General features: G+C 61.3%; 20 protein-coding genes and 1 pseudogene. 4 read left to right on the top strand and 17 right to left on the bottom strand.

Annotated elements, in window-relative coordinates; all coding sequences use genetic code 11:
- Positions 1-13 precede the first annotated feature (13 nt).
- Positions 14-508, top strand: coding sequence for a hypothetical protein (locus KW841_RS05340; protein ID WP_218474226.1), 495 nt, complete (start codon positions 14-16; stop codon positions 506-508).
- 52 nt (positions 509-560) lie between these two features.
- On the opposite strand, the gene KW841_RS05335 is transcribed toward KW841_RS05340, so the two are convergent.
- Both KW841_RS05335 and ccoN read right to left on the bottom strand, forming a co-directional pair.
- On the bottom strand, positions 561-782 hold the full coding sequence (locus KW841_RS05335) for a cbb3-type cytochrome c oxidase subunit 3 (protein ID WP_218474223.1): 222 nt from the start codon (positions 780-782) through the stop codon (positions 561-563).
- A complete protein-coding gene (ccoN, locus tag KW841_RS05330) occupies positions 782-2,209 on the bottom strand; it encodes a cytochrome-c oxidase, cbb3-type subunit I (RefSeq protein ID WP_218474221.1) in 1,428 nt (475 codons plus the stop codon). Before ccoN ends, KW841_RS05335 begins: the two co-directional genes overlap by 1 nt.
- 317 nt (positions 2,210-2,526) lie before the next feature.
- Between ccoN and KW841_RS05325 the strand changes: the two genes are divergently transcribed.
- Together KW841_RS05325 and KW841_RS05320 are read left to right on the top strand one after the other, a co-directional pair.
- On the top strand, positions 2,527-4,200 hold the full coding sequence (locus KW841_RS05325; RefSeq protein WP_218474219.1) for a nitrite/sulfite reductase: 1,674 nt from the start codon (positions 2,527-2,529) through the stop codon (positions 4,198-4,200).
- Positions 4,197-4,673, top strand: a pseudogene (locus tag KW841_RS05320) (DUF934 domain-containing protein); the annotation flags it as partial. The gene KW841_RS05325 and the pseudogene KW841_RS05320, both read left to right, overlap by 4 nt.
- A 266-nt stretch (positions 4,674-4,939) precedes the next feature.
- Here KW841_RS05320 and KW841_RS05315 read toward each other — a convergent pair.
- From KW841_RS05315 to KW841_RS05245, 15 genes are all read right to left on the bottom strand, one after another.
- The gene (locus KW841_RS05315; protein WP_218474217.1) at positions 4,940-7,300 is read right to left on the bottom strand and encodes a tetratricopeptide repeat protein; all 2,361 of its coding nucleotides are present in this window, start codon (positions 7,298-7,300) and stop codon (positions 4,940-4,942) included.
- Between the two features lie 224 nt (positions 7,301-7,524).
- Positions 7,525-10,038 carry a fused MFS/spermidine synthase gene (locus KW841_RS05310; RefSeq protein WP_218474215.1) on the bottom strand — a complete coding sequence of 838 codons (2,514 nt, stop codon included), beginning with the start codon at positions 10,036-10,038 and terminating at the stop codon, positions 7,525-7,527.
- 192 nt (positions 10,039-10,230) lie between these two features.
- Entirely contained in the window at positions 10,231-11,811 is a 1,581-nt protein-coding gene (locus KW841_RS05305) for an arylsulfatase (protein ID WP_104448322.1), read from the bottom strand.
- Positions 11,812-11,880: 69 nt separating this feature from the next.
- The gene (locus tag KW841_RS05300) at positions 11,881-12,909 is read right to left on the bottom strand and encodes an HAD family phosphatase (RefSeq protein ID WP_218474213.1); all 1,029 of its coding nucleotides are present in this window, start codon (positions 12,907-12,909) and stop codon (positions 11,881-11,883) included.
- A complete protein-coding gene (locus tag KW841_RS05295; protein ID WP_218474211.1) occupies positions 12,906-14,354 on the bottom strand; it encodes a BatD family protein in 1,449 nt (482 codons plus the stop codon). Before KW841_RS05295 ends, KW841_RS05300 begins: the two co-directional genes overlap by 4 nt.
- The gene (locus tag KW841_RS05290) at positions 14,351-15,931 is read right to left on the bottom strand and encodes a VWA domain-containing protein (protein ID WP_218474208.1); all 1,581 of its coding nucleotides are present in this window, start codon (positions 15,929-15,931) and stop codon (positions 14,351-14,353) included. Before KW841_RS05290 ends, KW841_RS05295 begins: the two co-directional genes overlap by 4 nt.
- Before the next feature lies 1 nt (position 15,932).
- On the bottom strand, positions 15,933-16,925 hold the full coding sequence (locus tag KW841_RS05285; protein WP_218474206.1) for a VWA domain-containing protein: 993 nt from the start codon (positions 16,923-16,925) through the stop codon (positions 15,933-15,935).
- Positions 16,912-17,505 carry a DUF4381 domain-containing protein gene (locus KW841_RS05280; RefSeq protein WP_218474204.1) on the bottom strand — a complete coding sequence of 198 codons (594 nt, stop codon included), beginning with the start codon at positions 17,503-17,505 and terminating at the stop codon, positions 16,912-16,914. Before KW841_RS05280 ends, KW841_RS05285 begins: the two co-directional genes overlap by 14 nt.
- Positions 17,502-18,446: a DUF58 domain-containing protein gene (locus KW841_RS05275; RefSeq protein WP_371319491.1), complete on the bottom strand. Its 945-nt coding sequence runs from the start codon at positions 18,444-18,446 to the stop codon at positions 17,502-17,504. The genes KW841_RS05280 and KW841_RS05275 overlap by 4 nt, the downstream gene beginning before the upstream one ends.
- On the bottom strand, positions 18,446-19,426 hold the full coding sequence (locus KW841_RS05270; RefSeq protein WP_102673574.1) for a MoxR family ATPase: 981 nt from the start codon (positions 19,424-19,426) through the stop codon (positions 18,446-18,448). Before KW841_RS05270 ends, KW841_RS05275 begins: the two co-directional genes overlap by 1 nt.
- A 54-nt stretch (positions 19,427-19,480) precedes the next feature.
- A complete protein-coding gene (locus KW841_RS05265; RefSeq protein WP_218474202.1) occupies positions 19,481-20,428 on the bottom strand; it encodes a transporter in 948 nt (315 codons plus the stop codon).
- 12 nt (positions 20,429-20,440) lie between these two features.
- Positions 20,441-21,841: a DUF1254 domain-containing protein gene (locus tag KW841_RS05260; protein ID WP_218474200.1), complete on the bottom strand. Its 1,401-nt coding sequence runs from the start codon at positions 21,839-21,841 to the stop codon at positions 20,441-20,443.
- Between the two features lie 20 nt (positions 21,842-21,861).
- Positions 21,862-23,313 (bottom strand): DUF1254 domain-containing protein, encoded by a 1,452-nt coding sequence (locus KW841_RS05255; RefSeq protein ID WP_218474197.1) that lies wholly within the window; start codon positions 23,311-23,313, stop codon positions 21,862-21,864.
- A 10-nt stretch (positions 23,314-23,323) separates the two neighbouring features.
- Positions 23,324-24,115 carry a hypothetical protein gene (locus KW841_RS05250; RefSeq protein WP_218474582.1) on the bottom strand — a complete coding sequence of 264 codons (792 nt, stop codon included), beginning with the start codon at positions 24,113-24,115 and terminating at the stop codon, positions 23,324-23,326.
- A gap of 293 nt (positions 24,116-24,408) precedes the next feature.
- Positions 24,409-24,834 (bottom strand): YciI family protein, encoded by a 426-nt coding sequence (locus tag KW841_RS05245; protein WP_218474195.1) that lies wholly within the window; start codon positions 24,832-24,834, stop codon positions 24,409-24,411.
- A gap of 419 nt (positions 24,835-25,253) precedes the next feature.
- On the opposite strand from KW841_RS05245, the gene tpx reads away from it, so the two are divergent.
- Positions 25,254-25,754 carry a thiol peroxidase gene (gene tpx / locus KW841_RS05240; RefSeq protein ID WP_007974363.1) on the top strand — a complete coding sequence of 167 codons (501 nt, stop codon included), beginning with the start codon at positions 25,254-25,256 and terminating at the stop codon, positions 25,752-25,754.
- Positions 25,755-25,785 lie beyond the last annotated feature (31 nt).

Below are 25,785 nucleotides of genomic sequence, written 5' to 3'. Positions count from 1 at the left end.
AGGGAACACCGCTATGGACGATGTACAGCAACTGGGCGAAATGCTTCGCCACTACGCCGAAAGCGAAGCGCACAAAAAACAAGTGTTCGAGTCGCAGTCGGCCGAGTGGGCGAAGCGCATTGGTGCGCTGTTCGATGAGATCCAGCAGTGGCTCGAACCGGTCAAGACGCCTGACCTGCTCGAAGTGAACCGCGAAGTGTATGTCGCGTCGGGGCCCAGTGTTCCGGTGGAAACCTCTCCATTCAAGACTGAAAAGCTGAGCATCCTGATCGCGGGTAAACCGGTGGAATTCGTGCCGGAGGTGATGGGTGTCGGCGGGCAGATTTCCGTCGCGGTGATGGGCTTTACGGCAGCACGTTATGGCAGCGTGTCACTGGTGTGCCTGCCGCCATCCACCGGCTGGCAGTGGCGCAAGACCAATGGTTTGAAAGACCCGGACACGTTTGAGTTCGATGCGAACTTCCTGGCGCAGCAGCTACAGGTTTTGATCCCCCGGGATCGTGGCTGAGGGGATGCCGGTTTTGTGAACAAGAAAAATCTCATGTGGGAGCGGCGGTGCATCAGAAATCGGTGTTTCCCCAGCCTGGCTTCGCCTCTTCGGGCGCCACTGCATTGATGCTCTTCCCGGTAGCCGCCTCTACCCGGCGAGCCACCTCAGGGTCGTCGGCAAACGGGATCAGGCTCGCGTCGTCCAGGCTCTCGGCGGTCTGGTGGCGCAGGCAATACTCGATGGCGAACCACAAAAATGCCACCCCCGCCATGTTCAACATGACTTCAATCATCAGGCCAACTGCGCCTCGCGTTCGGCCATCGCCACGTCCGCTACCCGCACCGTGCGCCACACGTTGTAGGCCATGAGCAGCATGCCGCTGAGGAAGAACACCCCGCCGGCAAAGCGCACGACGAATCCCGGATGGCTGGCCTGCAAGCCTTCGACGAAGGAGTAGGTCAGCGTGCCGTCATCGTTGATCGCGCGCCACATCAGGCCCTGGGTGATGCCGTTGACCCACATCGAGGCGATGTACAGCACGGTGCCGATGGTCGCCAGCCAGAAGTGCAGGTTGATCAGCGGCGTGCTGTGCATCCGATCGCGTCCGAATACTTTCGGCACCATGTGATAGGTCGCGCCGAAGGTGATCATCGCCACCCAGCCGAGCGCCCCGGCGTGCACGTGGCCGATGGTCCAGTCGGTGTAGTGGGAGAGGGCGTTGACCGTCTTGATCGCCATCATCGGCCCTTCGAAGGTCGACATGCCGTAGAACGCCAGGGATAGCACGAGAAAGCGCAGGATCGGGTCGGTGCGCAGCTTATGCCAGGCGCCCGAGAGCGTCATCATCCCGTTGATCATCCCGCCCCAGCTCGGCGCCAGCAGGATCAGCGACATGGCCATGCCCAGCGACTGCGCCCAGTCCGGCAGCGCGGTGTAGTGCAAGTGGTGAGGGCCGGCCCAGATGTACAGGGTAATCAGCGCCCAGAAGTGCACGATCGACAGGCGATAGGAATACACCGGCCGGCCCACCTGTTTGGGCACGAAGTAGTACATCATCCCCAGGAAACCGGTGGTCAGGAAAAAGCCCACGGCGTTGTGGCCGTACCACCACTGGACCATGGCATCGGTAGCCCCGGAATACACCGGGTAGGACTTGAACCAGTCCACCGGAATCGACAAGTGATTGACCACGTGCAGCATGGCGATGACCACAATGAACGCACCAAAGAACCAGTTGCCGACGTAGATATGCCTGGTCTTGCGTTGCACCAGGGTAGTGAAGAACACCACGGCGTATGCAACCCAGACCACGGTCATCCACACCGCGCCGGTAAATTCGATCTCAGCGTATTCCTTGGTGGTGGTGTAGCCCAGCGGCAGGGTGATCAGCATCACCACGATCACCGATTGCCAGCCCCAGAAGGTAAATGCGGCAAGCTTGTCGGAAAACAGCCGCACCTGACAGGTGCGCTGTACCGCGTAGTAACTGGCGGCAAATTGCGCGCTGCCGGCGAAACCGAAAATCACCAGGCTGGTGTGCAACGGGCGCAAGCGGCCGAAGGTGGTCCACGGCAGGTCAAGATTCATCTGCGGCCACACCAGTTGCGAGGCGATCCACACGCCCATCGCCATCCCCACGACGCCCCAGAAGACGGTCGCTACCACGAACTGGCGCACGACCTTGTAGTTATAGGCCTGACTGATAGTAGTTGTGCTCATGCTCAATGCTTCCACGGTTGCAATGCCGTGCACTGTAGAAACCCCGATGGAAACAAAACAGGCTCAGGAATATTTCATTTAGGCGGATCAGATTTAAGTGCTGCCTGCGGCCATCTGCCGCGCTCTGATACGGTTTTTATGCAGTCAGGTGAATCTGTAATGCGCTGGGCCGCAAGTCCATAGTCGACCTCACACAACAACTGCACCCACCGACCTGTAGGAGCTGCCGAAGGCTGCGATCTTTTGCTCTTGAAAAGATCGCAGCCTTCGGCAGCTCCTACACAGGGGAATGCGGTGAATCCTGATGAGGTTGCGATATGTATCAGTACGATGATTACGACCGGGCACTGGTGTTCGAACGGGTTACGCAGTTTCGCGATCAGGTCGAGCGCTTCATGGCCGGTGAGCTGAGCGAAGAAGAGTTCCTGCCATTGCGCCTGCAGAACGGCCTGTACCTGCAAAAGTACGCCTACATGCTGCGGGTGGCGATTCCCTACGGCACGCTGAGCGCCCGGCAGATGCGTACGTTGGCGAGCATCGCCCGGGATTACGATCGCGGCTACGGCCATTTCACCACCCGGCAGAACATGCAGTTCAACTGGATCGAACTGGCCCAGGTGCCGGACATCCTCGAACGCCTGGCCGAGGTGGAAATGCATGCGATCCAGACCTCCGGCAACTGCGTGCGCAACATCACCACCGAAGCCTTTGCCGGGGTGGCGGCCGACGAAATGATCGACCCGCGACCGTTGGCGGAAATTCTGCGGCAGTGGTCGACCATCAACCCGGAGTTCCTGTTCCTGCCGCGCAAGTTCAAGATCGCCATCTGCTCGGCCGAGCAGGACCGCGCGGCGATCATGATGCATGACATCGGCCTATATCTTTACCCGGGGTCCGACGGGCACATGCTCCTGCGAGTCATGGTCGGCGGCGGCCTGGGGCGCACGCCGATCCTCGGCTTGCAGATCCGCGAAGGCTTGCCGTGGCAGCACCTGCTGTCTTACGTAGAGGCGGTGCTGCGGGTGTATAACCGCCATGGCCGGCGGGACAACAAGTACAAGGCGCGAATCAAGATTCTGGTCAAGGCCCTGGGCATCGAGGCCTTCGCCCGGGAAGTGGAGCAAGAGTGGCTGTACCTCAAGGACGGCCCGGCGCAACTGACCCTCGACGAGTTCGAGCGTGTGGCCAGTGCGTTCGTCGCACCGCCTTATCGTCATCTGTCCGACACCCATCTCGATTTCGGCACGCACCTGGCCGAAAACCCGACGTTCGCTCGTTGGGTGCAGCGTAACGTGCAGCCGCACAAAGTATCGGGCTATGCCAGCGTGGTGTTGTCGACCAAGCCGGGCGCCGCTGCGCCACCGGGCGATGTCACTGCCGAACAGATGGAGGCGGTGGCCGAGTGGTCCGAACGCTTGGGCTTCGGTGAAATCCGCATTGCCCATGAGCAGAATATCGTCCTTCCGGACGTGTCCAAGGCCGATCTGTTCACCCTGTGGCGCCTGGCCTGCGGACACAATCTGGGCAGCGCCAACGCCGGATTGCTCACCGACATCATCGCCTGCCCCGGTGGCGACTTCTGCGCGCTGGCCAACGCCAAGTCGATCCCCATCGCCAAGGCCATTGCCGCACGCTTCGAAGACCTCGACTACCTGCACGACCTGGGCGACATCAGCCTCAATATCTCCGGCTGCATGAATGCCTGCGGTCATCACCACATCGGCAACATCGGCATTCTGGGCGTCGATAAGAACGGCGCCGAGTGGTACCAGATCACCCTGGGTGGCGCCCAGGGCAAGAACAGTGCGCTAGGCAAGGTCATGGGCCCGTCCTTCAGTGCCGCGCAAGTACCCGGGGTGATCGAGCGCATCGTCGACACCTTCGTGCGCTATCGCGAGAGCGAAGAACTGTTCGTCGACGCCTTCCAGCGGATCGGGCTGGAGCCGTTCAAGGAGGCGGTCTACGGGAAAGTGCCGCAGGTGTCGGCATGAACAATCTGTTGCGGCTGGAAGAGGGCGTGGCGCGGATTGTCGCGGATGATCCGTGGCAGCTCGTGCGCGACCCACAAGCACCGCTGCCCATGGGGGCCGCGATTCTGCCGCTGAGCCGCTGGCGGGAAGACCCGTCGCAAAACGGCGTGTGGCTGGGGCCGGACGATGAAGTGGAAAGCCTGCAGCCATGGTTTGCCCAACTACCCTTGATCGCCCTGGATTTTCCGAGCTTTCGCGATGGCCGCGGGTACAGCCAGGCGTATCTGCTGCGCACGCGATTGGGCTGGGCCGGCGAGTTGCGCGCCATCGGCGATGTCTTGCGCGATCAACTGAGCCACATGCGCCAATGCGGTTTCGACAGCTTTGCCGTGCGTGAAGACAAATCCGCGGAAGATGCATTGAAGGGATTGGCGGGGATGAGCGTGTTGTACGGGCGTTCAGTGATTGAGCCGCGGCCGTTGTTCAGGCGCCGTGTAGGAGCGAGCCTGCTCGCGATGGACGTCAACGAAAACGCGAACATTCTGGATAAACGCGTCGCCTGTAACACCATCGCGAGCAAGCTCGCTCCTACAAATGCGTGAAGACAAATCCGCTGAATATGCGGTGGTGATAGAGCCAATACCTCCCCTGTAGGAGCGAGCTTGCTCGCGATGGACGTTAACGAAAACGCGAACATTCTGGATAAACGCGTCGTCTGTAACGCCATCGCGAGCAAGCTCGCTCCTACAGGAGTATTCCGTCACTTCAACGCCGGGTCCCCCATGTTCATTTTCTTCCAGCCCTGCAACAGTACCTGGGCCTTGGGCTCCTGGCCGTTGGCCAGGTAATACTGGATCAGCGACAAGCGGGCATTGCGGTTGGCCGGTTGCTCTTTCAACAGCCGTTCCAGTTCGGCGCAGGCTTCGTCAATCTTGCCGCTGTCATGCAGGGCCACTGCCAGTACGTAGCCGAATTGCCCGCTCTGCGGTTCCAGTTTCGCGGCCTGGCGCAGGTACGGCATGGCTTGAGCGGCCTGGCCGGCACGAATCAGCGCCAGGCCCTGGGTGTATTGCAGCAGGCCCGAGTCAGGATGGTCCTTGAGGCTTTGCGCCAGCAGGGCATGACCTTCCTGGCTGCGACCGTTGGCCTCCAGCCACTGCACCAGGGTGACCAGCGCCGGGAAGAAATCCGGATCGCGCTGCAGGGCCGTGCGCAGGAATCCTTCGACTTCTGCGTTGCGACCGCTGGCCTGATACAGCATCGCCAGGTTGAGGTTCGCTTCGGCGCGTTCGAGCAGGTTTTTCTGCACCGCCTCGTATTCGGCGATGGCGGCATTCCAGCTGTCCTGCGCCGTGCCGAGGCCGTTGGCCGCGACACTGAGCAGATCACGGGCGGCGGCGATGCGCACGGCTCTCACAGGGTCACTCAGCAAGGGTGTCAGCAGTGGCGCACGTTCCGCTGGCGGCAGGAAGGCGCTGAGTGCGCGGATGGCGCTCTCACGGACTTGTGGCGCCGGGTTGTTCAGGTCCCTGGTGGCCAGTTTCAACGCTTGCTCGCTCGGATACTGCGCCAATTCGCCAAGCAGCGTCGCGCGCTGGATTGCCGGCAGGTTGCTGCGTTGCAGTTGCTCGATCAAGGCCTGTGCGGCACCGGGCTGACCGTTGCGAATCAGCCACAGGCTTTCGTCGTAGCGAGGGGCTTGCACCGCGCTGGCGTTGGCCGTGTTCCACAGCTTGAACTGCTCGGTGACCTTGTCGCCGGCCTTGCCCTGGTGGCAAGTCAGGCAGGCATCAGGCGTACCGAGTTTCTTTGCCCGCTCAGGGTTGGGGATGCTGAAGCTGTGGTCATGCCGCAAGTCATTGCCCATGTAGAACTTGCCGGGCATGTGGCAATCCACGCACTGCGAACCTGGTTGGCCCATGGTGTGGCGGGTGTGTTCGATGGAGTCGTAGTTTTTCGCTTGCAGGCCTTTGCCATCGACACCTTCCACGGTGGTTTTGCCGGCTGTGTTGTGGCATTGCAGGCAGACACCGTTGCCTGGCGCTTTCAATTGCGTGCTGTGCGGGTTGTGGCAGTTGCTGCAGCGCACGCCCTTGTCGAACATCTTGCTTTGGACAAAGGAGCCGTGTTCGAACACTTCGTCCTTGATCTTGCCGTCCAGCGCGTACAGCTCGCGGGTCAGGACGCTTGGCAGGTAGTCGTCCATCAGCCGCTTGCCGACCGTGTAGCCGTCATCCAGAGGCGCGCGGCGAGAGTGGCAGCGGGCGCAGGTTTCGAGTTCGACGGTGGCGTTCTTGTCCTTGAGGTCGACGGCAAAGCCGGCATGGATCAGGTCGGTCTTCTTCGCCGTCCATTCCAGGTGATTGGACGCCGGGCCATGACAGGCCTGACAGCCGACACCCAGGCTGTTCCAGTGGCTGTCGAAGGTGTTTTTTGCCGCATCGAAATTGCGCTTGAAGCCCGTGGTATGGCATTCGACGCACATGAAGTTGGCGTTCTGGCTCGGCTTGCTCCAGTGCAGCGGGTTCTTGAAGTTCACCCCCTGGCCCGGGTAGAGGTGAAACCAGCGGTGCTTTTCGGTATCCCAGGCAATGCCAAGGGCCTGCAACCGGCCTTCGCCGACTTCGATCAGGTACTGCTGCAAGGGGGCGATGCCAAAGGCATAGGCCACCTTGAAATCGGTATTCCTGCCATCGATGCCCGGCGTGTTGACCCAGAATTCGTCGCCTTTGCGCGAGAACACCGTGGTCTCCTTTTCGGCCTTGAAGGTTACATTGTTGAAGTCGCCGAGCATCGTGTCGGCGTTGGCTTGCTGCATCGCCAACTGGTGGTGGGAGCCTTGCCAGTCCTTGACCTGCTCGCCGTGGCAACCTTGGCATTGCTGCTCGTCGACCATTTTTGCTGGCGCGATGGCGACGGGTTGCGGTTTGGCCGGTTGAACAGCAGGGGGGCTGACGGTGACCGGCTTGGGCGGCGTCGGTGTACTGCTCAGCAAAAACCAGCCAATACCCGCCACAGTCAGCAACAGGATGCCGATGGTGACGGGGAACAGATATCGGTTGATCAGGGTCGGTTGCGAATCAGGGTTTGGCTGTGCAGCTTTGTTTTTATATTTGGGCATTACGACTTCCATGGTCCAGGTGCGATTGCCGTCAGGCGCGCGTTGAAGCTTGATGCAGCTTTGCCGGATGGTCGGCGTCTGTCAAATAACGGATGTTGTGAAGCTGATGGCCCCTTCGTCGGAACGCCGCCCGGACCAAGCCCGCTCCCACACTGGATCTGTGAGCGCCACAAGTCCCCTGTGGGAGCGGGCTTGCCCGCGAAGGCGGCCGCCAAGGCGCTGCATCACTCCCCGACAAACCACCGGTAATACGGATTCCCGGCATCCCCGCGCATCACCTCGCGCATAGCCCTGGCCCAGCCCTCACGGTCACCCTCATAGGCATGCAGGCTGGCCCGGTAGAACTGCATCAGGCGTTGTTGCTGGGTGTTCATGCGCTCGATGAACCCGGCATCGGCGTTCAGCAGTGCAGGTGGCTGATGCAGGCCGAGCAGGGCGGGCAGCACTCGGGTGATCTCCCTGGCCCGCACCCACGGCGCGTATTCGATGCGCGGCTGATCGTCCGTCACCGGTTGCGCTTGACCAGCGAAGCGTTCCAGCCCCGCACGGTCAGTCACCCAGGTAGCGAGCAAAGCCGCGGCCGAGCCGATGCCGACATCCTGCAAGGTGCTGCGAACGCTGTCCTGCTGGAAGCGTGCGTTGATCTTTGCGGCATCCAGTTCAATCGGCTCCATCGAGCCCACCAGCAGCATCTCGTGGAACTCGCTGGTCCAAAGGGTCGCGTAGGGGAACACGTCGAGGAAGCTGCGCACCAATGAGCGCGAGTCGTCGATGTTCTGCGTCGGCAGCGGCAGCCATTGGGCGACCAGGCCCTGTTTCTGCAAACGGCTGGCGGCCAGTTGGTAGAAGTCCCGGGAGTACAGGTTGACCACGCCGGCAGCGGAGGGCGGTGGCGGTTCAAGGGTGATCAGGTCGTAGCGCTGCGGATTGCGCAACAGTTCCTGGCGACCGTCACGCAAGCGCACGTCGACACCCGGATCGGCCGCGGCATTGAAATTGCCCTTGAACAAGGGGGCCGCCTTGACCACCGACGGCAGCAGTTCGGCGACCACGCGATGTTCCAGGCCGGGGTAGCGGGTCAGGGCGCCGGCGGTGATGCCGGTGCCGAACCCGATCACCAGCGCAGAACGCGGTTCACCGTTGTGGATCAACAAGGGCAGCAGCGCCTGAATCCGCATGTAGCGCAACGACGGCATGGCGTCGCCGGTATTGGACACACCCTGGATGTACAAGCGCTGGAACGCCCGTTCGCCCTTGCCCTGGGTGACCACGGCGACGGTCCCGCCACGGCCTTCTTCGTAGAACGTCAGCGTGCCATTGCGCGCGCCCGGCAGCAGGCTGGCGAGCTTGTTGACCGGCGTGAACACGGCCAGTGCCAGGGACACCAGGCCAATGGCAATCACCGCCTGACGCCGGCCTTTCTTCACGCCATGGCCCTTGCGCACGGCGAGGTACGCGATACCGGCGGCGATCAGGGCCAGCAGGCCCAGGGTCCGTACCAGACCCAGCATCGGGATCAGGACAAAGCCGCAGAGCATCACGCCGATGATCCCGCCAAGGGTATTGAACGCGACGACTTCGCCGACGTTGCGCCCCACCTGTGCGCCGCCGACGCTCAAGCGCAGGGCCAACGGGAACGCCGCACCCAGCAACAGGGTCGGTACAAATACAATGCTCAAGGCAGCCACCGCAAACCGCGTGCTCATGCCCGCCAGTTCACTGCCGCCCCATGACAATACCCAGGATTCGGCCAGGGTCTGGGCGAACACCAGCCAGCGTCCGAGCAATGCCACTTCCAGCAGGGCAATTGCTCCTGCTGCGGCAATCAGCAAACCGAACACCCCCCAGGGATCGCGCAGGCGATCGACCCGACGGGCCAGCAGCATGCTGCCCAGGAACAACCCGGTGAGGTAGGTTGCCAGCACCACGGCAAAGGCGTAGGTACGGGTGCTCATGAACTGCACGATCGATTGCGACCACACCACTTCGTAGCCCAGCGCTACGCCACCGGCAATGGAGTACAGCCACAGGGCCAGGCGGTCGGGGGCTTTTTGAACGTGTTGTTTCGCCGCCGCATCGACGGGGGCCACGCGCCGGCGCTGAAACCACAGGGCCCCTGTGGCGGCCAGCAAGTTGAGCATGGCGGCGGCCAGCGCACTGCCGCGCACGCCGAGGGTGGCAATCAGCACGAACGCGGCGAGCAGGGTGCCGGCGATGGCCCCGGCGGTGTTCGCCGCATACAGTTGCCCACCGGCCTTGCCCAGGTGTTGTGGGTCAGTGGCCAGGGAGCGAACCAGCACCGGCAGGGTGCCGCCCATCAACAGCGCGGGAATGCCTACCAGCGCGAACGGCAGCACCCAGGCCAGCAAGCCCACCTGTGCTTCAAGCCAGGCAAACGGGCCGGCCGCCAGGCTCATGGCGAAGGTCGCAGCGACACCCAGCAGCGCCACCAGCACTTCCAGCACGGCGTAGAGCACAACCGGTTGCTGCATCCGGTCCGCCCAGCGGCCGAACAGCAAGCCGCCCAAGGCCAGCCCGGCAAAGAATGCGCTGATCCCGGTGGTGATGGCGTAGACCTCGACGCCCACGACCAACGACAGCTGCTTGATCCACAGCACCTGATACACCAGCGCCGCGGCGCCGGAGACAAACAGCAGCAGGGCAGGGATCAACAGCGCCGGGGAGGCGACTTGCGGGGCAGGTATGGCCGACGACTTGCTGGCGACACGTGAGGTCATGGATCTGTTGCCTTGTGCGAATTTCGAATTAGAACCAAGCCCTGTAGGAGCTGGCTTGCCAGCGATGGCTGACTTCCAGCCACCAAAGAAGTTGCCTGAGCCATCGCCATCGCTGGCAAGCCAGCTCCTACAGTTGGAATGTGTTCGCATTCCGGAAAAAAGTCCGCTCGCCGGTGAGGGCGAGCGGCGGTCTTACTGTGCAGCTTTCATTTTTTCAGCGATCTTGGCATCTACCGCAGCACGGATCTGGTCAATGCTGAAGCTGGCCGGTTTCTGGCTTGGCGGGTATTCGATGAACGTCTGCAGGAACCCGGCCGATTTTTGTACGGCTTGAGCGGCCAGGTAGACGTTTTTGGTCTGCCAATCGTAATACTGATCGGAAACCACGTCAGCGCGCTCATAGGGGTCCATCCTCAGGTTGAGGATTTTCGGTACGCGCAGGCACACGAACGGTTCGCTCCAGACTTTAAAGCCACCAGGCGCGCGTTGTTCGCAGAACACCACTTTCCAGTTATCGAAACGCATCGACACCAACACGCCGTCATCGTTGAAGTAGTAGAACTCCTTGCGCTCGCCTTTAGGTTGTTGGCCGGTCAGGTAGGGCAGTTGGTTGAAACCGTCCAGGTGCACTTTGAAGTTGTTGCCGCCCGAGGTCGGTGCCCAACCCTTGAGCAGCTTTTCCTTCACGTCGGCATCGCCAGCGGCGGCCAGCAGGGTCGGGAACCAGTCCATGCCCGAGAACATTTCGTTGGAGACTTCACCGGCCTTGATCTTGCCCGGCCAACGCACAATGGCCGGCACGCGGTAGGCGCCTTCCCAGTTGGAGTTCTTCTCGTTACGGAACGGCGTGGTCGCCGCGTCCGGCCAGGAGAACTGGTTCGGGCCGTTGTCGGTGGTGTAGACGACGATGGTGTTGTCGGCGATTTTCAGATCATCGAGGGTTTTCAGCAGTTTGCCGACGTCGCCGTCATGCTCGAGCATGCCGTCCGCATATTCGTTGCCGGGCATGCCGCTCTGGCCCTTCATCGAATCGCGTACGTGGGTGAACACGTGCATGCGCGTGGTGTTCATCCAGACGAAGAACGGTTTGTCCGCCTTGGCCTGCTTCTCGATGAACGCCTGCGCCGCAGCGGTGGTTTCATCGTCGATGGTTTCCATGCGCTTGGTGGTCAGCGCGCCGGTGTCTTCGATCTTGCCATCGGCGAAGCTGTGGATCACGCCACGTGGGGTGTTGGCCTTGACGAACTCGGCATCGTCTTTTGGCCAGTACGGGCGCTCAGGTTCTTCTTCGGCGTTGAGGTGGTACAGGTTGCCGAAGAACTCGTCGAAACCGTGGTTGGTCGGCAGGTACTCATCCTTGTCGCCCAGGTGGTTCTTGCCGAACTGACCGGTGGCGTAGCCCTGGGACTTGAGCGCCTGGGCGATAGTGATGTCACGCTTTTGCAGGCCCACCGGTGCGCCCGGGATGCCGACTTTCGACAGACCGGTACGCAAAGGCGTCTGACCAGTGATGAACGAAGACCGACCGGCGGTGCAGCTGTTCTCCGCGTAATAGTCGGTGAACATCATACCTTCTTTGGCAATGCGGTCGATGTTCGGCGTCTTGTAGCCAACCACGCCCATGGAATAGGCGCTGATGTTGGTCTGGCCGATATCGTCGCCGAAGATCACCAGAATGTTGGGTTTATCAGCGGCTCCGGCTGTTGCCGAAATCGCCATCACCGAGGTTGCCACCAGGGCGAGTTTCGGTAGCCACTTACCTATGCGAGTCATCTGACTGGCTCCTTTTCACTACGTCGCTGAGTGCGACAAACGTTTATTGCGGTCCTGCGTAACGCTTTTTTATTGCACTTGCTCAGGTGTGGCGGCGTCGTACGGATAGATCCGGCGCCATTCGGCCGCCATGTCGACGACTGTCCAGCCACGTTTGTTCGCTTCGTCCAGGGCCTTGTCCAGGCGACCGATCTGCGACTGTCGGTCATAGGCCCATTCGCGTTTGGCGTCGGTGTGATGCACCAGCCCCATGAATCGTTTGCCGGGACCGGCGGCGGTCCACTGGAGCATTTGCAGGTCACCGTCGGAGTTGCCGAACGCTAGGATCGGTCGTTTGCCGATGACGGCATTGATGCTTTCCGGTTTGCCCGGGCCATCGTCGTTGTGGGCCAGTTTCGGTGTGCGCAAGATCGACGCCTTGCCGTCCTTGTTCTGGAACGCGGTGACGAAGGTGGTGCCGATGACTTGTTCCGGTGGAACACCATAGACCTTCTCGGCAAAGGCGCGCATGAACCCGGTATCGCCACCGGAGACGATGTAGGTCTTGAAGGCGTTACCGCGCAGGTAGTCGAGCATCTCCAGCATCGGCTGGAAGATCATTTCGGTGTACGGCTTACCGGTTTTCGGATGCCTGGCCTGACTCAGCCAGGTCTTGGCGTAGTCATCGAACGCTTCGCTGGTCATGCCGGTGTGGGTCGCCCCGAAGATCTTCATCATGCCTTCCATGCCGCTGGCGGCCAGTGCCTTGTGATCGTTTTCCAGCACGGCCTGGAACGGCTGGGTGGTTTTCCATTCCGGGTGCTGCGCCGCGGTGCGCTTGACTTCTTCGAGGGCGAACAGCATTTCGAAGTACATCGGCTGCTCGCTCCACAAGGTGCCGTCGTTATCGAACACGGCAATGCGGTCTTCGGGTTTGACGAAGTCCTTGCTGTTTTGATCGGTCACCGCCTGCACGAACTCGATGATCTGTTTTTTCGACGGTCCATCGTTCCACGAGGGCAGCGGTTCGGCTGCCTGGACCAGCAGCGGCAGGCTCAAGGCCAGGGTCAGCAGGAAGCTGAATACGCGAGGATGGCGTAACGATATCGAATTCGTCATGGGAAACCCTTCTCTTGAACGGGGTTGAGCGGATGAAGAGCAGAAGAGACTGATTCTCTGTTGCACTCGGCCTGACTATGCAGCGTAGACAAGGATTCCCTGATTTGGCGCAGGGCCTGCTCTTTGTCCGGTTCGCGGCCGTAACAGGCTCGCAGGAAGCTTTGCAGGCGCGGGCCGAGACCGGTCAATTTCAGGCCCCGGCGGCTGCGTCGGGTCCACAGGTACAGGGCGCTCAATTGCGCCGGCTTGCTCTCCAGTTGTGCCGGAATCTGCTGCCACGCGTAATCGGCGGACTCGAGCCAGGCGGCGTGTCGGGCGCGGCGGCTCGCTTGCCACTTGAGGTGCGCGCGGCGTACGAGCGGGCGACTGAACCAAGCCAGGGCCACCACCGCCAACGCCAGTGCCAGTGCCAATAGTCCGAACCAGTGTCCGGAAAGGTGCAAACGATTGTGCTGGCCGAGTTTTTTCAGGTCTTCGGTGATTGAAAACACCGGCTTGTAGGCGCCGTTGGCCGCGGCGTCGAAGGTCACGCCAGGCACAGTGGCCGTGCGGGTTTGCCGGATGCTGGCATCCCACCATTTCAGTTCGATGGCTGGCAGGCTGTAGTGGCCTTCGGTGTCGATTCGATACGTCACGCTGTCGATGCGCTGGCCTCCATTGAAGTGGCCGCGACCGTCATCCAGATTGCGGATTTGTGGGGCTTTCGGGTAACGGCTCAGGCCCTTGATGGCGTCCATAGTCGGTTTCGGTAGTGACATGGCCAGGGCACCGTCGGCCTGTAGCGTAAGTTCCCGGGTGATGCTGTCGCCGACCTTCAACGGTGTCGCTGAATTGATGGTCTTCTGGGTGAAGCGCAGCCCCTGCGCCACCAGCACCGCCTCCCCGGGCTGGAGTCCCGGCGGCTGTGCGGCGTTGAAGTGCAATGGCTGACTTTGGGCGCTGAGTGCGTGGCTGGCCTGGCCCGGTGTGGCTTGTACCGTCAGTGCCGGAATGTCGAAGCCCTGGGCCAGGTTCGGCGTAATCAGGTAGCTGTAGCGCATGCCGCTGAAAGATTGGCCGTCGAAGGTCTGATTGATGTGCTCGGCATGGCCGTCCGGTGGCATCACCAGTGCGCCGGGCAACTTCAGGCCGGGCAGGGTGGGGGCGCTGGTGAACCAGGTGTCGGTGAAGACATCGAGTTGCAGTTCGACCAGGCTGCCGACCATGACGGGGTCGGCGGGTTGCAGGGTGGCGTTGACCCGCAGCTGGGGTTCGGCGGCGAGGGTGCCGGTGCTGATCAGGCAAAGGAGCAAGGTGCCGAGTTTTGTGGTGTGCGATCTGGCCCTTTCGCGGGCAAGCCCGCTCCCACAGGGGACCGGTGGCGCACACAAATCCAGTGTGGGAGCGGGCTTGTCTCCGGGCGGCGATCCGACGAAGGCAGCGACTCGGTCTTGAAGGCAGCTCATGGCTTGGCCTCCGCCTGATCCTGCAGACTGAACTTCTGCTTGAGAAACTTCGCCGGCGACGTGGTCAGGTTCTGCAGCCACTGCTCATCCGAAGCCGCTTGTTGGGTTTCCATCTTTTTGCTTTGGCCTTTACCCGGCGCCTTGTCCATTTTGATTTCGTCGGGTTTGACCTCCGGCGTGTTTTTCTCTGCGCTTTCGGTGTCTTTCTGCAAGGCGATGGCCAGGGCCAGGTTGGCCGTGGCTTCCGGGAACTGCGGTTGCAACGTCAGCGCCTGGTTATAGGCAGCGATGGCCTGATCGAACTTGAACCGGCGCACGTAGATATTACCCAGGTAGAAATACGCCTGGGGTGTATCGAGCCGCACGAAGCTGGCCAGTGCCAGGTCGAAATCGGCCGCGTTGTAGGCGGCCAGCCCTTTCCAGTACGGATCGACGAACAGCGCCGCGGCCTGAGGATAGTGCTGGTGTTCGAAGGCCCAGCGGCCTTGCTGGTCGCGGGTGAAAAAGGCATCGGTCAGCGCATTGGCCTGTGCCGGCGCCGGTGGCAGGCCCAGGCCCACCGCCAGCAGCAGTCCCGCCATCCAGTTCACGCTCCAGCCCTTGCGTACGCTGAAGAAGGCGAACAGCAACAGCGGCCAGCACAACCAGTAACCGGCGTCTTTCCAGTGCAATTCACGCTGTTGGTCGCTGGCTGACTGGTAGTGCTGCTCGGCGTGCAGTTCGATCCAGTCCAGATCGTCATCGTTGAGGGTCAGGCTGCCCAGCGGGGCATCCAGCGTTGAGGCAAGCTGCTTGAGGGCATCCGGGTCGAAACTGCCGAGTTGCGGGCGACCATTGCTGTCGATGCGCGGCTGGCCGCTGGCATCGCGGATGATCCCGCCGTCGGTGCTGCCGGCTGCCAGAATCAGCACTTGCAAGGCACTGTCCGCCAGTCGTTTGTCCAGGCCGGCCAGTGCCGAGGTGTCGGCGCCATCGGTGATCAGCAGCAGAGTGCCTGGTGTTTTCTCGGCGGCCAGCAGGCGCTTGGCCTGATCGATGACCGCAGCGAAATCTTTCCCCGGTTTGTCGATCAGGTCGGTGCTCAGGGCCTGAATGAAGGTGTCGAGCAGGGCCGGGTCATCGGTGGCAGGCAACACCAGATGCGCACTGCCGGCATAGGCAATCAAGGCGTTGCGCGAACCGGCGCGGCGCTGGATCAGGTCGTGGAGCTTGTGCTTGACCGCTTCCAGGCGACTGGGTGGAACGTCGCTGGCGTCCATGGACGGCGACAGGTCGACGGCGATGATCAGCGGCGCGCGGTTTTCCAGAAAGTCCGGGCGATCCTGTTCCCAGGTCGGCCCGGCGGCGGCGAGGGCGCCCAGTACCAACAGCGCACACAGCAGATGCACCGGGCGCAGGCGGTGCCGGTCTTGCGGGGTGATGAGCAGATGCGGCAGCAGGTGCGCCGCGATGTTGCTGCGCCAGCGCCGTTGCAAATCCTGGCTATGTCGCCACAGCACTGGCAGCAGTGCGCCGAACACGGCGAGCAACAGCCACCCGGGGCGCAGGAAATGGAAGTCGCCGAGGTTGATGTCCATCTCAGGTCTCCTGCCGTTGACGGGCGAGCATCAGCCGTGGAAGCAGCAGGGCGCCCAGGTGATATATCGCCAGCAGCGCGAGGGTCGCGCCCAGTGGCCACCAGAACAGATCGCGTTTGGGCTGATGGCTGAGGGTTTTCACCTGATGCGGGGTGAGCTTGTCGAGGGTGCTGTAGACCTGATCCAGGGCATTGCGGTCTTCGGCGCGGAAGAAGCGTCCGCCGGTGGCCAGGGCAATGTCCTGCAAACCTTGCAGGTTGACCTTGGCTTCGCCTTCGGCGTTCGGGTCGCCGATGCCGATGGTGTGAATCACCACCCCTTTGGCGGCAGCCATGGCGGCCGCGTGATCCGGGGTGATGGCGCTGCTGGTGTCGTTGCCGTCGGTGAGCAGGATCAGCACTTTTTCCTGTTCGTGGGCCTGCTCCAGCAGTTTCAGGCTCAGGCCGATGGCGTCGCCGATGGCGGTGTTGGGGCCGGCCATGCCGATGCCGGTGTCGTCCAGCAGCAGTGACAGGCTGGCGTGATCGAGGGTCAGGGGTGCCTGCGGATAGGCGCCGGTGCCGAACACGATCAGTCCGATTCGATCGTCCTTGCGCTTGTCGATGAACCCGTGCACCACGTCCTTGACCGCGGCCAGGCGGTTGATTTTCTGGCCGTTGGCGTCGGTGAAGTCGGTGGTTTCCATCGACTGGGATATGTCGATGGCCAGCATCAGGTCACGCACCGGCTGCTGGCGTTCGATGGGCTTTTCCACCCACACCGGCCGGCTCGCCGCCACCAGCAACAGTGTCCAGACCAGCAGGTTCAGCAGCAGCTGCCAGCCGTTGCTGCGGGTACCGGCCTGGCTGGGTGCCTGGCCGACAGCACGGCTCATGGCGCCGAAAAACGGTACGCGCACGGCACTGCGCGCCTCGCGATAGTCAGGCAGGTAGCGATAACCCAACCATGGCAATGGCAGCAGGATCAGCAACCAGGGGTAATCAAGCTGCCACATGATGACGCTCCACCCAGGTTTTGCAGGTGTTGAACAACAGTTGGCGCTGCTCGTTGGGCATGGCGCGCAAGGTTGCGTCAGGCGCGTAGGCCAGCAGCGACAGTTGTTGGCTGAAGTCGGCGGGCAAGGGTTGTGAAATGTGCCGCTGCAGGAATGCCTGCCAATCCTTGTTTCCTAACGCCGCAGGACCCTGTGGGAGCGGGCTTGCTCGCGATGAGGCCATGACATTCAAAATTGATGTCGACTGACAGGACGCCTTCGCGGGCAAGCCCGCTCCCACAGGGAATGCATTCCAGTTAGAGGACGGCATGGAAAGGGCTACGCGTTTGAGCAGTTCCGGAAGTTCGCGCATTGCATTCAGGTCATCGCTGCGCTGCTGCAACTCCGCCAGCCGTGCCAGCGCCTCGCGCCGATAGCGATCGCGCCGCCATTGCCAGTAACGTCGGGCACAGACCAGCAACAGGCTGAGCACCAACAATGTCAGCAATGCCCACCAACCCCAGGTCTGCGGCGCATAGCTGACCGGAGCCGGCAGGGCCATTTCCTTGAGTTGGTCGATACTCGGGATAGCGGGGTTCATCGGCGTCTCCCGGCGAGCTTGCCCAGTTCGGCGCGCAGTTGTTCGTGGGCTTCGGTGGCGGTGCTGAACATCATCAACGGCACCTGGCTGCGGCGCAGCAAGGTCGCGACGTCCTTGAGCCGACCGCTGAGAAAATCCCCCAAGGGCTGATGCACCTGTTGCCGATCCACCGCCAATTCCACCTGCAATTGCCCCTGGGTGATCAGCACGCGGCCGTTTTTCGGCAGGTTCAGCGCCAGCGGGTCATAGACCTGCATGGCGATCACATCGTTATGGGCCGCCAGTTGCCGCATGAGCTGCAAGGTGCGTTCGCCGGCCCCGGCAAAATCACTGACGATGCAGATCAGGTGGTCGTGACCGGCCACGGCCAGGCAATGCTGCAGGACCTTGTCGAGCTGGTCTGCGCCCTCGGCATCCGGGTTGCCCGCATTGAGTGCCTGGTTTTGTTGGGCAATGCGACTGCACAGCGCCTCGACGCGTTTGCGGCTGCGCAGTGGGGCGATGCTGTCGATGCGTTGATCGTTGAATACCAGCCCACCGACGCGGTCGCCCGCGTTGAACACCATCCATGCCGCCAGGGCGCCGAGTTCGGCGGCGACCGCGGATTTGAAGCTGCGTTGCGAACCAAAGAACATCGACATGCGCTGGTCGACGAGGATCAGCGCCGGGCGGTCGCGCTCTTCGGTGAATGTGCGTACCACCGGTTTGCCGGTGCGCAGGGAGGCGCGCCAGTCGAGATGACGCAAATCGTCCCCCGGCTGATAACGGCGCAGCTCATCGAAGTTCAGGCCGCGGCCACGCAAGCGTGAAGCGTGATTGCCCGCGAGGATGCTGCCTTGAGGTTGGCGAGCGACAAAACTCAGGTCACGGGCCTTGAACTCCAGGGCCATCAACTGCGCCAGAGAGACATACACCAGGCCGTCGACGCTGTTCATGGTCATCAGGCCGGAATCGCCACTTTATCGAGCAGACGGTCGAGCACCTGGTCGGCGCTCACGCCATCGGCCACCGCGTCGTAGCTCAGTTGCAGCCGATGGCGCAGCACCGGGTGCACCACGGCGCGGACGTTGTCCGGAGACACGAAATCCTGGCCCTGCAACCAGGCGTCGGCCCGGGCACACCGGTCCAGGCCGATACCGCCGCGAGGGCTGGCGCCGATGCTGATCCAGCGCCCGAGATCGGCGTCGTAGTCGGCCGGATGGCGCGTGGCGTTGATCAGGTCGATCAGGTAGCGGTCGATGGCCGGGGACACGTGCACCGCACTGACTTCCCGGCGCGCGGCAAAGATCACGTCCTGGGCCAGGGCAAAACCCTGCACCGCAGCCGTTTTGGCGCCGAGTGCCTGTTCTTCTTCGCGCAGCAGGCGCAGCACCTGGCTTTCGTTTTCCGCGCTCGGGTAGTCCAGCAGCACTTTCATCAGGAAGCGGTCCATCTGCGCTTCCGGCAGCGGGTACGTGCCTTCCTGTTCGATCGGGTTCTGGGTCGCCACCACGATGAACAGTTCCGGCAGGGCATGGCTGTTGCCGGCCACGGTGATCTGGCGTTCTTCCATGGCTTCGAGCAACGCCGCCTGGACCTTGGCCGGCGCACGGTTGATTTCGTCGGCCAGGATCAGGTTGCCGAACAGCGGGCCGGGCTGGAAGCGGATTTCGTTCTTGCCTTCGACCTGATGCAGTACCTCGGCGCCGGTAATGTCCGACGGCAGCAAATCCGGGGTGAACTGGATGCGGCTCATCTTCGCGTCCAGGTGTTTGGCCAATGCTTTTACCGTGCGGGTCTTGGCCAGGCCGGGCAGGCTTTCAAGCAGCAGGTGACCGTTGGCCAGCAGGCCCACAAGGATTTGCCGGATCACCTGGTCCTGACCGAGCACCGCTTCGGCGATGCTGGCTTGCAGGGCGTTGAGGTCGTTGAGAGCGGTCATGAAAGGTTCCTGCAAAAGGTCAAACGGGTACTGATGGCCATCCCGGGCTACCTCTTAGAAAAATGCCAGGGTCAGGTTGACGCTGATGCCATTGCCTTCGGGCCGGTTCTTGGTGTCGAACTCCGGCACCCAACGGGCACTGATGTTGGCCTGGGCGTCGGCGAACTTGCCGCTCCAGCCTACCGTCGGGCCCGCGCCCACCGAGCGTCCGCGAAAACCGCTGGTGGCGCCGGATCCGGAGTCATCGGTGACCTGCTGGATATAGCCTGCCACCATGCCGGCGTTCCAGCCGTTGCCGAAGCCGTGGGTCCACAGGGCGTCGAGGGTGAAAATGTTGCCGTTGCGATAATCGGTGGCGTCGTTCTCGGTGTAGAACTCCAGGCCGCTCGACAGGGTGAACTCGCCGCCCTTGCCGTCCAGGTGAGTGAACGCCACGGTCGGCATGAAGGTGTAAGTGTTCTGCCCGGGGTTGGCCAGGCGATCGTCGTTGTAGGCGCCGGTCGGCACGTAGATCGGCAGCGAGAACGCGATGTGGTTGAGCTCGTCGAAGTGATAACCGGCGGCAATCGGCGTCACCAGCATGTCGGCGAACTGGGTGCCGGTATCCTCGGAGCCCAGGGTCCTGCCGCGAGGGCCGGTGATGCTTGCGGTAATGTCGGTGTACTGCACCGGTACACCGATGGCCGAGGCGTAGTTCCAGGGACCCTTGCCCGTGTCCCAGACGCGAGTGAAGTTGGCCATGGTGTAAGACACTTTCATGTCCAGCCCGGTACTCAGGGCGCCCACGATCGGCACCTGAGCGTTGCCCTTGAGGTCGCCGTCGTACCAGATGCTGGTCAGGGACATGACCCAACCCGGCTCCGGGGGCACGATCCCGGCATCGGAAAACACTTGTTGGCCGGTGATCGGGCGACCGACACCGCCTTCGGCCGCCAGGCCCCATGGACTGACGCTGACCATGCACAGCGCCAACAAGGGGCGCACTACGAAAGGCCTGATCATGAACGACTCCGCTTATGGTTGTGGGGTGGCTGGCGTCAACAGCGGCAGTTTCCACTGGCCGTTGTTGACTTCCGGTTTTGGCAGGTACAGGCGCAGTACGCCGTAGAACGGACCATTCGGTGCCGGCAGCCAGTTGCTTTGCAATGCTTTGGCCGGTGCCTTGTGCTGCACGTAAAGGGTCAGGCCGCCATCGGCATCGAGCTTGAGGTCGGGCAACATCCGCGAATTGATCAAGTAGCGATTGAGTGGGTTGGCCACCAGCAATTTGTTCTTGCCGTCATACATGGTCAGGGACCAGAACGCATCGACCGGGGGCAGGGCGTCCTTGTCAAAATGCAGGGTGTAGTCGGTTTTCGACGCGTCGACCGGTTTTCCGTCCTTGTCGATGAAATAGCCGAAGTAGTTCGCCTCTTCGGCAGAGTTGCCGAAAATCCCCATGTTGGCGCCTGCATAGCGGTACAGGTAGTTGCCCTTGAGGTGGTCGCGACTGCCGAACAGGTCACCGCTGCTGATCTCATGGGTGTCGACTTTGGTTTTCTTGAATTCGGCGAACTCGGCCCTGGCGTCACTGATGCCGTCTTCCAGTGCCTTGCGTTGTTCGGTGCTGAGGTCGCTGAGCTTGAAGGGTTTGCCGGCCTCGACGCCGATTTTCGCGAAGCGCGCCAGCAGGTCTTTTTCCACGTCCTGGGCCGGGGTGAATGCCAGCATGAAATTCAGGTAGCGAAACAGGTCCGGGGTCTCGCTCATGGTCGGCGTCGGTTTCGGCCAGTCGATTTTCGGCGCGGCAGCCGGAGCTTTCTGTTTGACGTAGTGACTCAGGGATTCGACCTTGTAGCCTTTCTGGATCTGCTTGACCTTGGCCAGGTCTTTTTCATCGAACAATTGCGTGCGGTACAGCGCGTAAGCGATGTTGCTTTCACTGCGGACCATGCGGTCGATGTCGACCGGTTGCTGACCCTGCCAGGTCGGGCCGGCAATCATGTAGTGACCCCCGTTGTTGCCCGTGCTGCGAGTGCCCAGATAGCCAAAGTTCTGGGTGTAGGCGTCGATCAGTTGCACCGAGTAATAACGGTGTTCTTCGATGGGCGGCAGGGTCAGCACCAACGGCTCGGCGCGCAAATCCATCCAGACAAAGGAGTAGGGCGTATCGGAATTCGGGGTGACGAACGCCGTGTCCTTCGCGGTAAACGCCTTGGCGGTATTGCCGATCTGATTGAACGGTGCCTTGAAGTTCGGGCTCTTCCTGTCCACGGCCTGGGTGTAGAGGGTCTTGTACATCTCCACCACCGGGAAGCCGTACAGATAGGCCTCCTTGGCAATAGCTCGGGCTTCGTCCGGGGCGGCGGTGAAGTCGGCCCAGGCGTTGGTGCTCAGAGCCAGTGCCAGGCCGGTGAATACGATGCGGTAGTTCATGGTGCTTCCTGTCTCGGTCTTCATTGCACAGCCGTGATGTCGTCGAGTTTCCAGCTCTTGTCGAAATACGCCTCGGTCGGGGCGTACAGGCGGAAGTAGCTGAACCAGTGCTTGCCCGGCAGGGTTTGCACCCAGTTGTCTTCAAAGCCTTGCGGCGCTGTCGGGCCGAAGTAAAGATCCACCGAACCGTCGGGGTTTTTCTTCAGGTTCTGCCGGGACGACAGGTCGGCCTTGCGCTGCGGGTTGTCGATCAGGCAACGGCTGTCGATGTCGTACACGGTCATCGACCAGAACTGCTTGGCCGGCGGGTTGGCGCCGACATGCAGGCGATAGTTCTTGCTGCCGTCGAGCCAGTTACCCTGGTTGTCGGTGTAGGCGCCAAGGTAGGTCTGGCCCAGCCCCGGGGTTTTCGAGACCATGCCTTTGGTGTTGGTCACCGCCTCGTAGAACCAGGCGCTGCGTTCCCACAGCTGGTCGTAATAGGCGACACGCTGGGACGGCTCGGCGATGTTCAGCACGGTGTCCCATTGGCGATCCGGCCAGTACTGGGCATCGGGGAAACGCTTGGCGAAGGTGTTCGCCTTGGCGATCAGTTCTCCGACCTGCGCACCCTGTTCCAGGGCAGCGCGTTGCTTGTCGTCGGGATTGAACGGCTTGTCTTTCTCGATGCCCAGGCTGGCCAGCATGGCCATGTAGAAACGGTCACGCTCGTTGACCGGTTCCTTCTGAATGATCTGATGCAAGCGCTCCCAATACGCCAGGCCTCGTGGCTGGGTACCGGACCAGGCTTTACCGCCGGGGGACAACAACCTGGTCCTGGACGGTTCTGCACGCTTTACATACGGGTACATCTTGAATTGCTCGACCAGCGCCTTGCCCTTGGCCGGGTCTGGATCGAGTACGCGGAAACCGACCAGTACGTTCATGGTTTCCGATTTGGCCAGGTAATACTTGCCGGCATCGGCCGGTGGCTCGGCACCCGGTGGCAGCACCAGGTATTTGCCTCCCTTGCCTTTGTCCGGGCCTGTCTGGCCCATGTCGATGATCGCCCGCTGCCAGAAATCGCCCACGCCACCGGCGGTCGGGCCCGGTGGCAACTCAATCACCAGTGGCCCGGTTTCATTGAGGTCGACAAAGCCAAGGATGTAAGGCGTGGTGGCGTTGGCCGTGATCACCCCGAGCTTGTCTTCGTAGCTGTTGAGCACCATCAGGTCACCGCTGTGGGCACCCAGTTTGTCGCGAAACTCTTCCTGCCATTGGGCGTAGGACACCAGCGGCAACGCCCACAGATAACTTTGGGTGGCCTGCTGGAAATCCAGTTCGGCGTAAAGCCTGGCGATCGATTCGTGGGCCGGCAGTTCGCCTTGCATGGCAATTTTGCCGATACGTGTATCGAGATCCTGGGCGCCCACACCACAACTGACGAACATGGTCATCAGGCTGAAACCGGCTGCGCGAAGTGCACCGTGCATATAAAGGTCCTTATTTACCGAAGGTGACATTGATCCCGGCGAACAGTGTGAATTGCGGCAAGCCATCGCCTTTTCGGTCAACGGTCCACTGTGGTTCGATAAAGGCATTGAGGATATTGGACCCGGACTTCCAGGCTTTGCCGCCACCCAAACCGAGTGGGATGTAGTGAGTGTTGTTCTTCAGGTCGAACGTCCAGATGCCGGTCGAGCGCAGGTACCAGCCTTTTTCCAGGTTGTGGATGATGAACGGCTGGAAAGTGGCGGACTCGACATGGGGGCGGTCGTGATCACCGGCGAACGAGCTCTGGTACTGCACCAGTGCGCCAAGGAGTCCGCGCGGCGAGGAATCGATGGCGATGGCGGACAGTCCGGCCTGCCATTTTCCGGTTCCCAACTCATCCTGTTCGGCGGTCGGCGCAGTGATTTGCGGGCCGACGCCCAACTGCACGCCTTCGGTCTTGAGCAGGAAAATATCGAACAGGTTCAGGTCGCCGATGCCGGTGCTGTAGCCGTTGTGGGGATCCGGGCGGGTGCTGACAGGAAGGGTGACGCGCAACAGTTGCGGGACGCCAATGTAATCATTCGGCGCCATGGGCAACGCGCCACGCAGCAGCGCGTCATTGGTATGAGCGTTGGTGTCGAACAACCTGGGGGTGTAGTAGTCCTGAAGGTTGACGCCGGGCGCCAGGTTCAGCGGGTTGTTGCTTTTGTTGGCCGTCTCGGCGTTATCGGCGTGAGCACAAAAAACAGGCGCCAGCGAAGTCACCCAGACGAAGGCGTACTTCCCCAATTTCCTTGACATCATTCCCCCGGCTCCCTGGTGGCTGATTGGGCAGACGGCCCCTAAATTTGGCCGTAACTGCGTAATCCCTTTCCGATCAAGCCTGTAGGACTTATCGGATGAAGTTAGCAGTTAACCACGGGTTGGCCAGCCATATGGATTAATTCTTTCGTTTTGTGTGTGGATTCTCCTTATTTTTTTGTACTAAAAAGTTAATACGGATCAAAGGCTTGCCCAAGCAAGTTGAGTGGCTATCTAGTTCAATGTGGGAGCGAGCTTGCTCCCACAGGAAACAGAGGAAAAGGTCGAATCCGTCAGTTTTTCTTCGCCTGCTCCCAAACCCGCTGTTCCTGCTCGCGCAGTTCCGGCGTGAACTCGGCGCCAAAGTCTTCGGCTTCAAACACCTGGCGAATCTCGATCTCGGCCTCGGTGCCCGGCATCGGGTTCGGGCAGCGCTTGACCCATTCGATGGCTTCTTCCCTGGACTTCACTTTCCACAACCAGAAACCGGCAATCAGTTCCTTGGTTTCGATGAAGGGGCCGTCGATCACCGTGCGTTTTTCACCTGAAAACTTTACACGAGCGCCTTTGCTGCTCGGGTGCAGGCCTTCGCCCGCGAGCATGATGCCGGCCTTGACCAGTTCTTCGTTGTAGTTGCCCATGGCGGTCAGCAGTTCCTGGCTGGGCATCACGCCGGCTTCGGAATCCTGGCTGGCCTTGATGATGATCATGAATCGCATGGTGTCGTCTCCGTTGCAGTTGAGTGATTCGATTTATAGTCGATTGACCGGGACGCAATTCGACAGGCCCGTAACGAAATTTGTCATCGGGTTGCCTCGGCTGCCTTTCGTCATGAACACCGGGTGGCTGTGGGTGAAGGGGTTACGCTGGATTACGATCACTCACGTAACACGCGAACCCTGTGGGAGCGGGCTTGCTCCGGGCGGCGCTCCGACGATAGCGATGGGACAGTCGGCATGTATGTTGGAGCTGCTGCCGTCATCGCGGGCAAGCCCGCTCCCACAGGGTTATGGGTTGTATCCAGTTTTGTGCGCTGATACATGACAATTTATGTTTGACCGTAGGTCGCAGGACAATTTCGTGGTTAACTTCGGCCTCGTCAAAATTCTCCACCACAACGTTCAGAAGGACTCCGTTCATGGCTCAAGTCACTCTTAAAGGCAACCCGGTTCAAGTCAACGGCCAACTGCCTCAAGCCGGTTCCAAGGCGCCAGCCTTTTCCCTGGTTGCCGGCAATCTGTCCGACGTTACCCTCAAAGACTTTGCCGGCAAGCGCAAAGTGCTGAACATCTTCCCAAGCGTTGATACCCCGACCTGCGCCACCTCGGTACGCAAGTTCAACGCCCAGGCCAGCGACGTGGCCAACACCGTTGTGCTGTGCATCTCCGCTGACCTGCCCTTCGCCCAGGCCCGCTTCTGCGGCGCCGAAGGCCTGGAAAACGTACAGAACCTGTCGACCCTGCGCGGTGCCGAGTTCATCCAGAACTACGGCGTGGCCATCGCTGACGGCCCGCTCAAGGGCCTGACCGCTCGTGCCGTGGTGGTTCTGGACGAAAACGACAACGTGCTGCACAGCGAACTGGTTGGTGAAATCGCTGACGAGCCGAACTATGAAGCGGCACTTGCTGTTCTGAAATAAGCGTACCTTTACAATGTTTAACGGCCTGGCC

The organism is Pseudomonas sp. PDM28 (assembly GCF_019219115.1).
GTDB classification, from domain to species: Bacteria; Pseudomonadota; Gammaproteobacteria; order Pseudomonadales; family Pseudomonadaceae; genus Aquipseudomonas; species Aquipseudomonas laurylsulfatiphila.
This window is presented reverse-complemented; position numbering and strand designations above follow the sequence as displayed.